This window comes from Pseudomonas sp. CAM1A, assembly GCF_047501685.1.
In the GTDB taxonomy this organism is placed as follows: Bacteria; Pseudomonadota; Gammaproteobacteria; order Pseudomonadales; family Pseudomonadaceae; genus Aquipseudomonas.
On record NZ_JBFNXP010000001.1, the window covers coordinates 219,029 to 231,850 of the forward strand.

Sequence of the window (12,822 nt, forward strand, 5' to 3'; positions counted from 1 at the left end):
GAAAGGAATGACTCGGATCCACCGCACCCTCGCCTTGCTGGCCATGGCCCTGGTCTTCACCGGGTGCACCAGCAAGCCGGTGTACAACGCCAAGGAAGACTTCGCCAGCAGCCTCAATTTCAGCGACGACCAGATGAAACGGGCGATCGTCACCGCCCTCAACGACCGCCAGTGGAACGTCCAGTCGGTACGCCCGGGCATGGTCAAGGCGGCCATCACCGTGCGCGGCCGCCACCATGCCGAGGTCGACATCCCCTACAGCCCCACCGAGTTCCAGATCGTCTACCGCAGCAGCTGGGGCCTGGACTACAAAGACGGCAAGATCCACGGCAACTACAACCGCTGGGTCAACCGTCTGCGCGACAACGTACTCAAGGAGCTTTCGTTCAACCCGGACATCGAGGCGGTCAACGCGCTGGGCATCGTCAACCAGGGCGTCAACGGGCCGACCTACCTGAGCTTCCGCGAAGGCGTGAGACGCGCCACCGAAGCCGGCCTGCTCGACGGCAGCGTGAAGTTCTACCTGGCCGGCGAAGCTCTGCCGACCTCGGTGCGCACCCTGCGCACGGTGAGCAGCAGCCGCAAGACCAACGGCAGCAACAAGAGCGACAGCGAGGCCTGCTTCTGGGCCCTGCAATCGGCGCTGGCAACCCTGCAGCGTGCCGCCCAGGAAGCGGATGCCAACGCCGTGGTGAACATCGCCAGTGTCGACCAGCGCGACCTGTACAAGGACCCGGAGAAGTTCCAGTGCCGCGCCGGCATGCTGGTCAGCTCGGTGGCCCTGCGCGGCGAGCTGGCCCACGTCGACTGACCGGCTCAGGCGGGCGGCGTGATCCGCTGCCCGCCCAGCAGTTCGGCGAAGGCACCCGCCATCGCCGAGCACTCGCCGGCACGCCGCACCAGCCACACGGCGGTATCGGCGCCCTCATCCAGCAGGGTCCTGTAGACCACCCCATCGATGCGCATGCGCTGGAACGACGCCGGCAGCACCGACACCCCCAACCCCGCCGACACCAGGCCGATGATGGTCATCGCCTCGCCCGCTTCCTGGGCGAAGTGCGGGCTGAAGCCGGCCTGACGCGCCAGGCTCAGCAGTTGCGCGTGCAGGCCGCTGCCGTAGCTGCGCGGGAAGAACACGAACGGCTCATCGGCCAGGGCCTGCATGTACAGGCCCTGCTCGCTGCCTGCGGCCAACGGGTGCGAGGCGTTGATCACTGCTACCAGCGGTTCGCGCAGTAACTCGTTCACCACCAGCCCTTGCGGCAAGGGCATTGGCCGCATCAGACCGACTTCGATGGACTCGTCGAGCACCGCTTCGGCAACATCGCGGCTGCTCATCTCCCTGAGGTTCAGGTGCACTGCCGGGAACTGCTGGCGGAACGCGTGCAGTGCCTTGGGCAGCTTCGACGTAAAGGGTGCCGAGGAGGTGAAGCCGATCTTCAACTCCCCCAGTTCCCCCAATTGCGCACGCCGGGCCACGTCGGCGGCCTTTTCCACCTGGGCCAGGACTTGCCGGGCCTCGTCGAGGAACAACCGCCCCGCCTCGCTGAGCTCGACCCGACGGTTGGTGCGCTCGAACAGCCGTGCGCCCAGCTCCCGCTCCAGGGCCTGGATCTGCTGGCTCAGCGGCGGTTGCGAGATGCCCAGTTGCTGCGCGGCGCGGCCGAAGTGCAGCTCTTCGGCCACAGCGATGAAATAACGCAAGTGACGCAGCTCCATGGTCGGCTCCGAACAGGTCGTTAAACGTCTTAAACAGGTCGAACAATATATTGGATCTAATCATTAGCCAGCTATATGATTTTTCCATCGCAACGCCCCGAGGTACCGCTCCCGTGAGATCCGCCGTCGCCCCCCTGCCCGTCGAACCCGAACCTGCCGTCAACGACATCTGGATCGAGAAAGGCACGCCCGCCTTCATGAAGACCGTGCTGGCACTGTTCAGCGGCGGCTTCGCCACCTTCGCCCTGCTGTACTGCGTGCAGCCCATGATGCCGCTGCTGTCCCAGGAGTTCGCCATCAATGCCGCGCAGAGCAGCCTGGTGCTGTCGGTGTCCACGGCCATGCTGGCCATCGGGCTGCTGATCACCGGGCCGATTTCCGACCGCATCGGGCGCAAGCCAGTGATGGTATGCGCCCTGCTCTGCGCGGCCCTGGCTACCCTGGCCAGCGCGGTGATGCCAAGCTGGGAGCTGGTGCTGGCCAGCCGCGCGCTGGTCGGCCTGGCCCTGAGCGGCCTGGCGGCGGTGGCGATGACCTACCTGAGCGAAGAGATCCACCCGCAGCACATCGGCCTGGCCATGGGGCTGTATATCGGCGGCAATGCCATCGGCGGCATGAGCGGGCGCCTGATCACTGGCGTATTGATCGACTTCGTCAGCTGGCACACGGCGATGCTGGTGATTGGCGGCCTGGCCCTTGTAGCGGCCGTGGTGTTCTGGAAGGTGCTGCCCGAATCGCGCAACTTCCGGGCTCAGTCATTGAAACCCCGCAACCTGCTGGACGGTTTCGTCATGCACTTCAAGGACGCGGGGCTGCCCTGGCTGTTCCTCGAGGCATTCCTGCTGATGGGCGCCTTCGTCACCCTGTTCAACTACATTGGCTACCGCTTGCTGGCCGGGCCGTACCACATGAACCAGGCGCTGGTCGGCCTGCTGTCGGTGGTGTACCTGTCAGGGATCTACAGCTCGGCACAGGTCGGCGCGCTGGCCGACAAGCTCGGGCGGCGCAAGGTGTTCTGGGCCAGTATCGTAGTGATGGCCGGCGGTTTGCTGATGACCCTGGCCAACCCGCTGGCGATGATCATCGTCGGCATGCTGGTGTTCACCTTTGGCTTCTTTGGCGCGCACTCGGTGGCCAGCAGCTGGATCGGCCGTCGGGCGCTGAAGGCCAAGGGGCAGGCTTCTTCGCTGTATCTGTTCAGTTATTACGCAGGGTCGAGTGTCGCCGGGACGGCGGGCGGGGTGTTCTGGCACCAGTGGGGCTGGAACGGTATCGGGCTGTTCATCGGCAGCCTGTTGGCGGTGGCGTTGCTGGTGGCGGTGCGTTTGAGCAGGTTGGCGCCGAAGACCGCCTGAAACAAGGGGGGCGTGGGAGCGGGCTTGCCCGCTCCCACGCAGACTGAGATTCGGGATCAGTTGATGATCTCGACGATATCCACATCCACCTCACGGCTCATCAGGTGCTTTTCCACCTCGCCGGTCAGCTTGACCTTGGTCTTGTCGTTGAACGGCGTCGGCGGCAGGTCTTCGTCGTCGATCTCGACGGTGATGGTGCCGGTATTGTCCTTGAACTCGTACTTGTCGTCGTTGTTGATCTTCTTGGTCACGTAGCCTTGCAGCACCACCGGGGTGTCGTCGGCGGCATCGTTGGCGGCAGCCACCGTGGTCACGGACTGCGCGCCGGGGCCGGTGTAGCCGGCGGCCAGGGCGGCGGTGCTGAACAGTGGGGCGAGGATCAGGGGCAGGTAACGGGCTTTCATGGTGATAGGGTCCTGTTTGCGTTTTGATGGCACCAGATTACCGACGATCGCTGAATTGAAACTTAATACAACAAAAAGCCCGGCACTTGGCCGGGCTTCTTGCGTTGCACACCGATTACTGGTGGTACTGCGCCGAAAGCTCGTGCACGGCGTTGATGAATACGCCGGCGTGCTCCGGGTCGACTTCCGGGGTGATGCCATGGCCCAGGTTGAACACATGACCGCTGCCCTTGCCGTAGCTGGCGAGAATGCGTGCCACTTCCTTGCGAATCGCCTCGGGGTTGGCGTACAGCACGGTCGGGTCCATGTTGCCCTGCAACGCGACCTTGTCACCGACGCGGCGGCGGGCGTCGCCGATCTCGCAGGTCCAGTCCAGGCCCAGCGCATCGGCGCCGGCTTCGGCGATGCTTTCCAGCCACAGGCCGCCGTTCTTGGTGAACAGGATCACCGGCACCTTGCGCCCTTCGTGCTCGCGGATCAGGCCGCTGACGATCTTGCGCATGTAGGCCAGGGAGAACTCCTGGTAGGCCGCCGCCGACAGGTTGCCGCCCCAGGTATCGAAGATCTGCACCGCCTGGGCGCCCGCCTGGATCTGCCCGTTGAGGTAGCTGGTGACCGACTGCGCCAGCTTGTCCAGCAGCAGGTGCAGGGCCTGCGGGTTGTCATAGGCCATGGCCTTGATCTTGCGGAAGTCCTTGGACGAACCACCTTCCACCATGTAGGTGGCGAGGGTCCAGGGGCTGCCGGAGAAGCCGATCAGCGGCACGCGGCCGTTGAGCTCGCGGCGGATGGTGCTGACCGCGTCCATCACGTAGCCCAGGTCCTTCTGCGGGTCGGGGATCGGCAACGCTTCGATGTCGGCCAGGGTGCTGACGACTTTCTTGAAGCGCGGGCCTTCGCCCGTCTCGAAGTACAGGCCCTGGCCCATGGCGTCGGGGATGGTGAGGATGTCCGAGAACAGGATTGCCGCGTCCAGCGGGTAGCGGTCCAACGGTTGCAGCGTGACCTCGCAGGCGAACTGCGGGTTCATGCACAGGCTCATGAAGTCGCCGGCCTTGGCGCGGCTGGCGCGATACTCCGGGAGGTAGCGGCCGGCCTGGCGCATCATCCACACCGGGGTGACGTCTACGGGTTGCTTGAGCAGTGCACGCAGGAAACGATCGTTCTTCAGGGCAGTCATGTCGGCATCCGGAAAAAAAGTGCGGGCATTTTCTCAGACGCACAGAGAAAAGGCACGGTTGTTTGTCTGTCCGTCTGCCTTGGATCAATTTTTTTGTATACAAAAAACATCGCGGGGCAAGCCCGCTCCCACGCAGATGTGTGTGCTGCGTGGGAGCGGGCTTGCCCCGCGATAGCAATGAATCAGACTTCGAGGTAGTCCAGGATCCCTTCCGCAGCCGTGCGGCCTTCGAAGATCGCCGTCACCACCAGGTCCGAACCCCGCACCATGTCGCCACCGGCAAACACTTTCGGGTTGCTGGTCTGGTGCTTGAACTTGCCCTTCTCCGGGGCGACCACACGGCCCTGGCTGTCCATCTGGATGCCATGCTGCTCGAACCACGGCGCCGGGCTCGGGCGGAAGCCAAAGGCGATCACCACGGCGTCGGCCGGCAGGATCTCCTCGGAGCCCGGGATCGGCTCGGGGCTGCGGCGGCCACGGGCGTCCGGCTCGCCGAGACGGGTCTCGACCACCTTCACGCCCTCGACCTTGTCCTCGCCGACGATGGCGATGGGCTGGCGGTTGTAGAGGAACTTCACGCCCTCTTCCTTGGCGTTCTTCACCTCTTTGCGCGAACCCGGCATGTTGGCCTCGTCACGGCGATAGGCACAGGTCACCGACTTGGCGCCCTGGCGGATCGAGGTACGGTTGCAGTCCATCGCGGTGTCGCCACCGCCAAGCACCACGACCTTCTTGCCCTGCATGTCGACGAAGTCTTGGGGTGACTTCTCGAAACCGAGGTTGCGATTGACGTTGGCGATCAGGAAGTCCAGCGCGTCATGCACGCCCGGCAGGTCCTCGCCGGGGAAACCGCCCTTCATGTAGGTGTAGGTGCCCATGCCCATGAACACCGCGTCGTACTCGGCGAGCAGTTGCTCCATGGTGATGTCGCGGCCCACCTCGGTGTTCAGGCGGAACTCGATGCCCATGCCGGTGAAGACCTCGCGGCGATTGCTCAGCACGGTCTTTTCCAGCTTGAACTCGGGGATGCCGAAGGTCAGCAGGCCACCGATCTCGGGGTTACGGTCGAACACCACCGGGGTCACGCCGGCACGTACCAGCACGTCGGCACAGCCCAGGCCGGCCGGGCCGGCGCCGATGATGGCGACACGCTTGCCGGTCGGCTTGACCTTGGACATGTCCGGGCGCCAGCCCATGGCGAAGGCGGTGTCGGTGATGTACTTCTCCACCGAACCGATGGTTACCGCGCCGAAGCCGTCGTTCAGGGTGCAGGCACCCTCGCAAAGGCGGTCCTGCGGGCACACGCGACCGCAGACTTCGGGCAGGGTGTTGGTCTGGTGCGACAGTTCGGCTGCCGCCAGGATGTTGCCCTCGGAAACCAGCTTCAACCAGTTGGGGATGAAGTTGTGCACCGGGCACTTCCACTCGCAATACGGGTTGCCGCAGCCCAGGCAGCGGTGCGCCTGCTCCACGGACTGCTGCGGCTTGAAGGGTTCGTAGATCTCGACGAACTCCTTCTTGCGCTGGCGCAGCAGCTTTTTCTTGGGGTCTTTGCGCCCCACTTCGATGAACTGGAAGTCGTTGCTCAGACGTTCAGCCATTTTTCAAAACCTCTTTACCGCAGTTGCCAGCTACACGCTGCAAGCTGCAAGACGATCACGTAAGCCCGACGAACCCCGCACACGGGGCCCGTCACTTGCAGCTGTTCTTACTGCGGGTTGGCACGGGTGCTGGACAACAGGTGCTTGAGGTTGGCCGCCTTCGGCTTGACCAGCCAGAAGCGCCGCACGTAGTCGTCCAGGTTCTCCGAGAGCTCACGCCCCCACTCGCTGCCGGTCTCTTCCACGTACTCGCCCAGGACCCGCGCCAAGTGGCTGCGGTAGGCTTCCATCGCCTCACCACTGATGCGCTGGATTTCCACCAGCTCGTGGTTGAGTTTGTCGAAGAAGCTGTTGTCCATGTCGAGCACGTAGGCGAAGCCGCCAGTCATGCCAGAACCGAAGTTGTAACCGGTCTTGCCCAGGACGCAGACAAAGCCGCCGGTCATGTATTCACAGCAGTGATCGCCGGTGCCCTCGACCACAGCGTGGGCGCCGGAGTTACGTACAGCGAAGCGCTCGCCCGCGGTGCCGGCGGCGAACAGCTTGCCGCCGGTGGCGCCATACAGGCAGGTGTTGCCGACGATGGCGCTGTGCTGGGTTTCGAACGGGCTGCCGGCCGGTGGCACGATGGTCACCTTGCCCCCGGTCATGCCCTTGCCGACGTAGTCGTTGGCGTCGCCTTCCAGGTGCAGGTTCAGGCCGCCGGCGTTCCACACACCGAAGCTCTGGCCCGCAGTACCCTTGAAGCGGAAGGTAATCGGCGCCGCGGCCATGCCCTGGTTGCCGTGCAACCTGGCGATTTCGCCAGAGATGCGCGCACCGATGGAACGGTCGCAGTTGCAGATGTCCATGGCGAATTCGCCACCGGCCATGTCGCGGATCGCCGGCAAGGCCATGGCGACCATCTTCTCGGCCAGTTCGCCCTTGTCAAACGGCGGGTTCTTGTCGACTTCGCAGAACTGCGGCTTGTCGGCCGGAATATGCGAGCTGCCCAACAGCGGCGACAGGTCGAGGTGGCCCTGGCGCTCGGTGTCGCCCGGCAGCACGTCGAGCAGGTCGGTACGGCCGATCAGCTCGCCCAGGCTGCGCACGCCCAGCTTGGCCAGCCACTCACGGGTCTCTTCAGCGACGAAGGTGAAGAAGTTGATCACCATGTCGACGGTGCCGATGTAGTGGTCCTTGCGCAGCTTGTCGTTCTGGGTGGCCACGCCGGTGGCGCAGTTGTTCAGGTGGCAGATGCGCAGGTACTTGCAGCCCAGGGCGATCATCGGCGCGGTGCCGAAGCCGAAGCTCTCGGCGCCGAGGATGGCGGCCTTGATCACGTCCAGGCCGGTTTTAAGGCCACCGTCGGTCTGCACCCGCACCTTGCCGCGCAGGTCGTTGCCGCGCAGGGTCTGGTGGGTTTCGGCCAGGCCCAGTTCCCACGGGGCGCCGGCGTACTTGATCGAGGTCAGCGGCGAAGCGCCGGTGCCACCGTCGTAGCCGGAAATGGTGATCAGGTCGGCATAGGCCTTGGCCACGCCGGCGGCGATGGTGCCCACGCCGGCTTCGGCGACCAGCTTGACCGAGACCAGGGCCTGCGGGTTGACCTGCTTGAGGTCATAGATCAGCTGGGCCAGGTCTTCGATCGAGTAGATGTCGTGGTGCGGCGGCGGCGAAATCAGGGTCACGCCCGGCACCGCGTAGCGCAGCTTGGCGATCAGGCCGTTGACCTTGCCACCTGGCAGCTGGCCGCCCTCGCCGGGTTTGGCGCCCTGGGCGACCTTGATCTGCAGCACTTCGGCATTGACCAGGTATTCCGGGGTCACGCCAAAGCGGCCGGTGGCCACCTGCTTGATCTTCGAGCTCTTGAGGGTGCCGTAGCGGGCCGGGTCTTCGCCGCCCTCGCCGGAGTTGGAGCGAGCACCCAGGCGGTTCATCGCCTCGGCCAGGGCCTCATGCGCCTCTGGCGACAGTGCACCCAGCGAGATGCCGGCGGAGTCGAAGCGCTTGAGGATCGCGTCCAGTGGCTCGATTTCATCCAACGGCAGGGCCTGATCGGCCACCTTCACTTTCAGCAGGTCGCGGATCATCGACACCGGGCGCTGGTCGACCAGCGTGGTGTACTCCTTGAACTTGGCATAGTCGCCCTGTTGCACGGCGGCCTGCAGGGTGTTGACCACGTCCGGGTTGTAAGCGTGGTACTCGCCACCATGGACGAACTTGAGCAAGCCACCTTGCTGGATCGGCTTGCGCGCACTCCAGGCTTCGGCGGCGAGCAGCTTCTGGTCGCTCTCCAGGTCTTCGAAACGCGCACCCTTGATGCGGCTCGACACACCCTTGAAGCTCAGGCCCACCACCTCCTCGGACAGACCGATGGCTTCGAACAGCTGGGCGCCACGGTACGAGGTGATGGTAGAGATGCCCATCTTCGACAGGATCTTCAGCAGGCCCTTGGAGATGCCTTTGCGGTAGTACTTGAACACTTCGTCCAGATCACCCAGCACTTCGCCGGTGCGGATCAGGTCGGCCAGCACTTCGTAGGCCAGGTACGGGTAGACAGCCGAGGCACCGAAGCCCAGCAGCACGGCGAAGTGGTGCGGGTCACGGGCTGTGGCGGTCTCGACCAGGATGTTGCTGTCGCAGCGCAGACCCTGTTCGGTCAGGCGGTGGTGCACCGCGCCAACGGCCAGCGAGGCGTGTACCGGCAGTTTGCCCGGGGCGATGTAGCGGTCGCTGAGCACCAGCTGGGTCTTGCCGCCGCGCACGGCCTCCTCGGCCTGGTCGGCGATATTGCGGATGGCCGCTTCCAGGCCGACGCCCTGCTCATAGTTGAGGTCGATCAGTTGACGGTCGAAGCCTTCGCGCTCCAGGTTCATCAGCGAACGCCACTTGGCGGGCGAAATGACCGGCGAGCTGAGGATCACCCGCGAGGCGTGCTCGGGGGACTCCTGGAAGATGTTGCGCTCGGCGCCGAGGCAGATTTCCAGGGACATGACAATTGCTTCGCGCAGCGGGTCGATCGGCGGGTTGGTCACCTGGGCGAACTGCTGGCGGAAGAAGTCGTACGGCGAGCGCACGCGCTGCGACAGCACGGCCATCGGCGTGTCGTCGCCCATCGAGCCGACCGCTTCCTGGCCCTGCTCGCCGAGCGGGCGCAGCACCTGGTCACGCTCCTCGAAGGTGACCTGGAACATCTTCATGTACTGCTTGAGCTGGTCAGCGTCGTAGCTGGCCACGCCCTGGTCGTCGCTCAGGGTCGCCTGGATACGCGTGGCGTGCTGGCGCAACCAGCGCTTGTACGGGTGGCGCGACTTCAGGCGATTGTCGATGGCGTCGGTGTCGAGGATCTGGCCGGTCTCGGTATCGACAGCCAGGATCTGGCCCGGGCCGACACGGCCCTTGGCCAGGACTTCCTCGGGCTGGTAGCCCCACACGCCGATTTCCGAGGCGATGGTGATGTAGCCGTTGGTGGTGGTCACCCAGCGCGCCGGGCGCAGGCCGTTGCGGTCGAGCAGGCACACCGCGTGGCGGCCTTCGGTCATGACGATACCGGCCGGGCCATCCCACGGCTCCATGTGCATGGAGTTGTATTCGTAGAAGGCGCGCAGGTCGGCATCCATGGTCTCGACGTTCTGCCAGGCTGGCGGTACCAGCATGCGCACGCCGCGGAACAGGTCGATGCCACCGGTGACCATCAGCTCGAGCATGTTGTCCATGCTGGATGAGTCGGAACCGACGCGGTTGACCAGCGGGCCGAGCTCTTCGAGATCGGGAATCAGGTCGTTGGCGAACTTGGTGCGACGGGCCATGGCCCAGTTGCGGTTGCCGGTGATGGTGTTGATCTCGCCGTTGTGGGCGAGGAAGCGGAAAGGCTGCGCCAGCGGCCACTTCGGCAGGGTGTTGGTGGAGAAGCGCTGGTGGAACACGCAGATTGCGGTCTGCAGGCGCTCGTCACCGAGGTCCGGATAGAACGCCGCGAGATCGCGCGGCATCATCAGGCCTTTGTAGATGATGGTCTTGTGCGAGAAGCTGCAGATGTAGTGGTCGGCGTCGTGGGCGTTGGCCACGGACGAACGGCGACGGGCACTGAACAGCTTGATGGCGAATTCCTGATCGCTCAGGCCCTCACCGCCGATGAACACCTGTTCGATCTGCGGCAGGCGCTCCAGGGCCAGGCGGCCGAGGACGCTGGTATCGATCGGCACCTTGCGCCAACCCACCAGCTTGAGGCCGGCGTTGACGATCTCGCGATCCATGTTGGCGCGGGCGGCTTCGGCTTTGACCGGGTCCTGGTTGAAGAACACCATGCCGACGGCGTACTGCCTGGGCAGCTCGACGGCGAAGTGCTCCTGGGCCACGGCGCGCAGGAATTGATCGGGCTTCTGCATGAGCAGACCGCAACCGTCGCCGGTCTTGCCGTCGGCGTTGATGCCACCGCGGTGGGTCATGCAGGTCAGCGCCTGCATGGCGGTTTGCAGAAGATGGTGACTCGGCTTGCCCGTCATATGGGCGATCAGGCCGAAACCACAGTTGTCCTTGAATTCTTCGGGATGGTACAGACCTGTTTTCATAGACACTTTCTCACCAGGTTCACCTCTCAACCGGAGGCAAATCTCTTTTTTAACAACCACTTACCATCCACGCCGATCAAATGCCAGCTTTTTTGCGGTGGTCATGGAAAACCATTGTTGCACAGCGACAGCGATGCCCACAAATTTTCATGTCTCACCATTGAAAATTTATGTCGCAATTTTGAATGTTTTTAAGTCGCATGCCGTGATAGCGGCTTGACTGGAGTCTGAAGCGTTTCAGCCAGGACTGCAAGAAAGGGCTTGTGGCCGGCAGTCTGGGACAGAAAAGCCTGCCGCGCTCGGGCGCAGCAGGCTAGTTGAAAGCTAGAAAGTCGCTCAGCAACTGGGCGGCGGGGTGGTGCCGCCCGGAAGGTATCAGCGGGCCGTGGCCAGCTCTTGTTGGACGCTGCCCACGGTACGTGGCCAAGGTTTACCAGCCTGGACCTTGGCTGGCAAGTTCTTGATTGCCGCAGCGGCGGCGTCGCGACTGGCGAAGTTGCCGTAGGTCACCACGTACAGCGGCTTGCCCTGCAGGTTTTTCCTGAAGTAGCGATAGTCGCCACCCTGCGCCTTGACGAACGACTGCGCCGACGCCTCGGAGCTGGTGCCGAAGATCTGCACCACGTAATTACCGGGCTTCTGGCCAGCGTACCAGCTGCTGTTGCCGGCGCCGCCGGCAGCCGGTTTCTCGGCAGGTTTGGCTGCGGGCTTGGCGCTCGCGACCTGGGTCGGTGCCGGGGCTGGTTTGGCAGGTGCAACCGGTTTTACCGGCTGGGTTGCTACTGGCTTCGGCGCAGGTACAACCGGCTGTACCGGAGCGCTGGTCACCGGCTGGGCCGGAGTCGGTGCAGGGCTGGCGGTGGCACCTTGCGGCGGCGCGATGGTGGTCACGGTCGGCGGCACGGCAGCCGATGGCGTGGCTGGTTGCAGTGCAGTGTTGTCGGCCGGCCCGCCGTCTTCACCTTCACCCATGCCAGCGGCCTGGGCCAGCGGTTCGCGCATCACCGGCTGCGACTGACCGACCAGCGGCAACGGCATCGGCTGCGAGGAGCCGGAGAACTCGATGGCGGGCGCGCCGCCGTTGCCGCCCTGGCCCAGGGGCAGTTGGGCCTGGGCAGCGGGGGGCGCGTCGGTCGGGGCCTTGTCGCCTTTCTTGGGCATCAGGACCGCCGCGCCAACGGCGACCACGACCACTGCGGACAACGCGAGCACGTGTTTCTTAGGCATTTTGAACCCCATGGATGGTCGCTTGACCGTGGTACGGCTGGCGATCATGGCTTCGATCAAGGTATCGCGGGCGACCTGGTTGATGTTCCCAGGCCAACCGTCGGCGTTTTCATGGATGTCGACGATCTGCTCGGCGGTGAACACCTCGATGCCCCGGCCAGCACCCTCCAGGCGCTGCTCCAGGTACTCGCGGGTTTCTTCCTCGCTGTACGGGGCCAGTTCAATGACATGGAATCGCTCGCCATCGGCATTGAGCTCATCCAACCCGGCGATCAGCGAAGGCTCGCCGAACAGGAACACGTGCGGGCGCCCTTCGGCTACACCCGCCGCCAACTCCAGCAACGCTTGGAGTGCCGACTCGTCCAGTTGTTCCGCATCGTCCACCAGCAGGTAGACTTCCTGGCCGGTCAGCGCCAGTTGCACCACCTGCGACAGGATCGCCTGCACTTCCGGCTGCGCCACGCCGAGCGACTGCGCCACCTGGCCGAGCACGCTGGCCGCGTCGCTGGCACCACGGGCGGACACCACCACACTCTGTACCGACTGCTTGTTGGTGCTGGCCACCAGTGCCTGGCGCAGCAGGGTCTTGCCGCTGCCCACAGGGCCGGTGACCGCGAGCATCAACTGGCTGTAGCGCGCCAGATGATGCAATTGGCCGAGCACAGGCTTGCGCTGGGCGGGGAAGAACTTGAAACCGGGCACCCGGGGTGCGAACGGATCGTGGCTCAACTGGTAATGATCGAGAAACGCCTCATCGGCATGCAGACTGGTCATTGCGTTGTC

At 64.4% G+C, this 12,822-nt stretch carries 8 protein-coding genes; 2 read left to right on the forward strand and 6 right to left on the reverse strand.

Annotated features, from left to right (window positions below):
• Positions 1-7: 7 nt before the first annotated feature.
• Entirely contained in the window at positions 8-811 is an 804-nt protein-coding gene (locus ABZO33_RS00975; RefSeq protein ID WP_414534503.1) for a hypothetical protein, read from the forward strand.
• Between the two features lie 5 nt (positions 812-816).
• Here ABZO33_RS00975 and ABZO33_RS00980 read toward each other — a convergent pair whose 3' ends face one another.
• Entirely contained in the window at positions 817-1,719 is a 903-nt protein-coding gene (locus tag ABZO33_RS00980; protein ID WP_414534504.1) for a LysR substrate-binding domain-containing protein, read from the reverse strand.
• Between the two features lie 113 nt (positions 1,720-1,832).
• Between ABZO33_RS00980 and ABZO33_RS00985 the strand changes: the two genes are divergently transcribed.
• Entirely contained in the window at positions 1,833-3,074 is a 1,242-nt protein-coding gene (locus tag ABZO33_RS00985; RefSeq protein ID WP_414534505.1) for an MFS transporter, read from the forward strand.
• 56 nt (positions 3,075-3,130) lie between these two features.
• On the opposite strand, the gene ABZO33_RS00990 is transcribed toward ABZO33_RS00985, so the two are convergent.
• The 5 genes from ABZO33_RS00990 to ABZO33_RS01010 all read right to left on the reverse strand — a co-directional run bounded on the left by ABZO33_RS00990 (position 3,131) and on the right by ABZO33_RS01010 (position 12,813).
• A complete protein-coding gene (locus ABZO33_RS00990; RefSeq protein WP_369988505.1) occupies positions 3,131-3,478 on the reverse strand; it encodes a YgiW/YdeI family stress tolerance OB fold protein in 348 nt (115 codons plus the stop codon).
• 115 nt (positions 3,479-3,593) lie between these two features.
• Complete coding sequence (gene hemE / locus ABZO33_RS00995) at positions 3,594-4,658, reverse strand: uroporphyrinogen decarboxylase (RefSeq protein WP_414534506.1); 1,065 nt, start codon at positions 4,656-4,658, stop codon at positions 3,594-3,596.
• A gap of 182 nt (positions 4,659-4,840) precedes the next feature.
• The gene (locus tag ABZO33_RS01000; protein WP_414534507.1) at positions 4,841-6,259 is read right to left on the reverse strand and encodes an FAD-dependent oxidoreductase; all 1,419 of its coding nucleotides are present in this window, start codon (positions 6,257-6,259) and stop codon (positions 4,841-4,843) included.
• 107 nt (positions 6,260-6,366) lie between these two features.
• Positions 6,367-10,812 (reverse strand): glutamate synthase large subunit, encoded by a 4,446-nt coding sequence (gene gltB / locus ABZO33_RS01005; RefSeq protein ID WP_414534508.1) that lies wholly within the window; start codon positions 10,810-10,812, stop codon positions 6,367-6,369.
• A 375-nt stretch (positions 10,813-11,187) separates the two neighbouring features.
• Positions 11,188-12,813, reverse strand: coding sequence for an AAA family ATPase (locus ABZO33_RS01010; protein WP_414534509.1), 1,626 nt, complete (start codon positions 12,811-12,813; stop codon positions 11,188-11,190).
• Positions 12,814-12,822 lie beyond the last annotated feature (9 nt).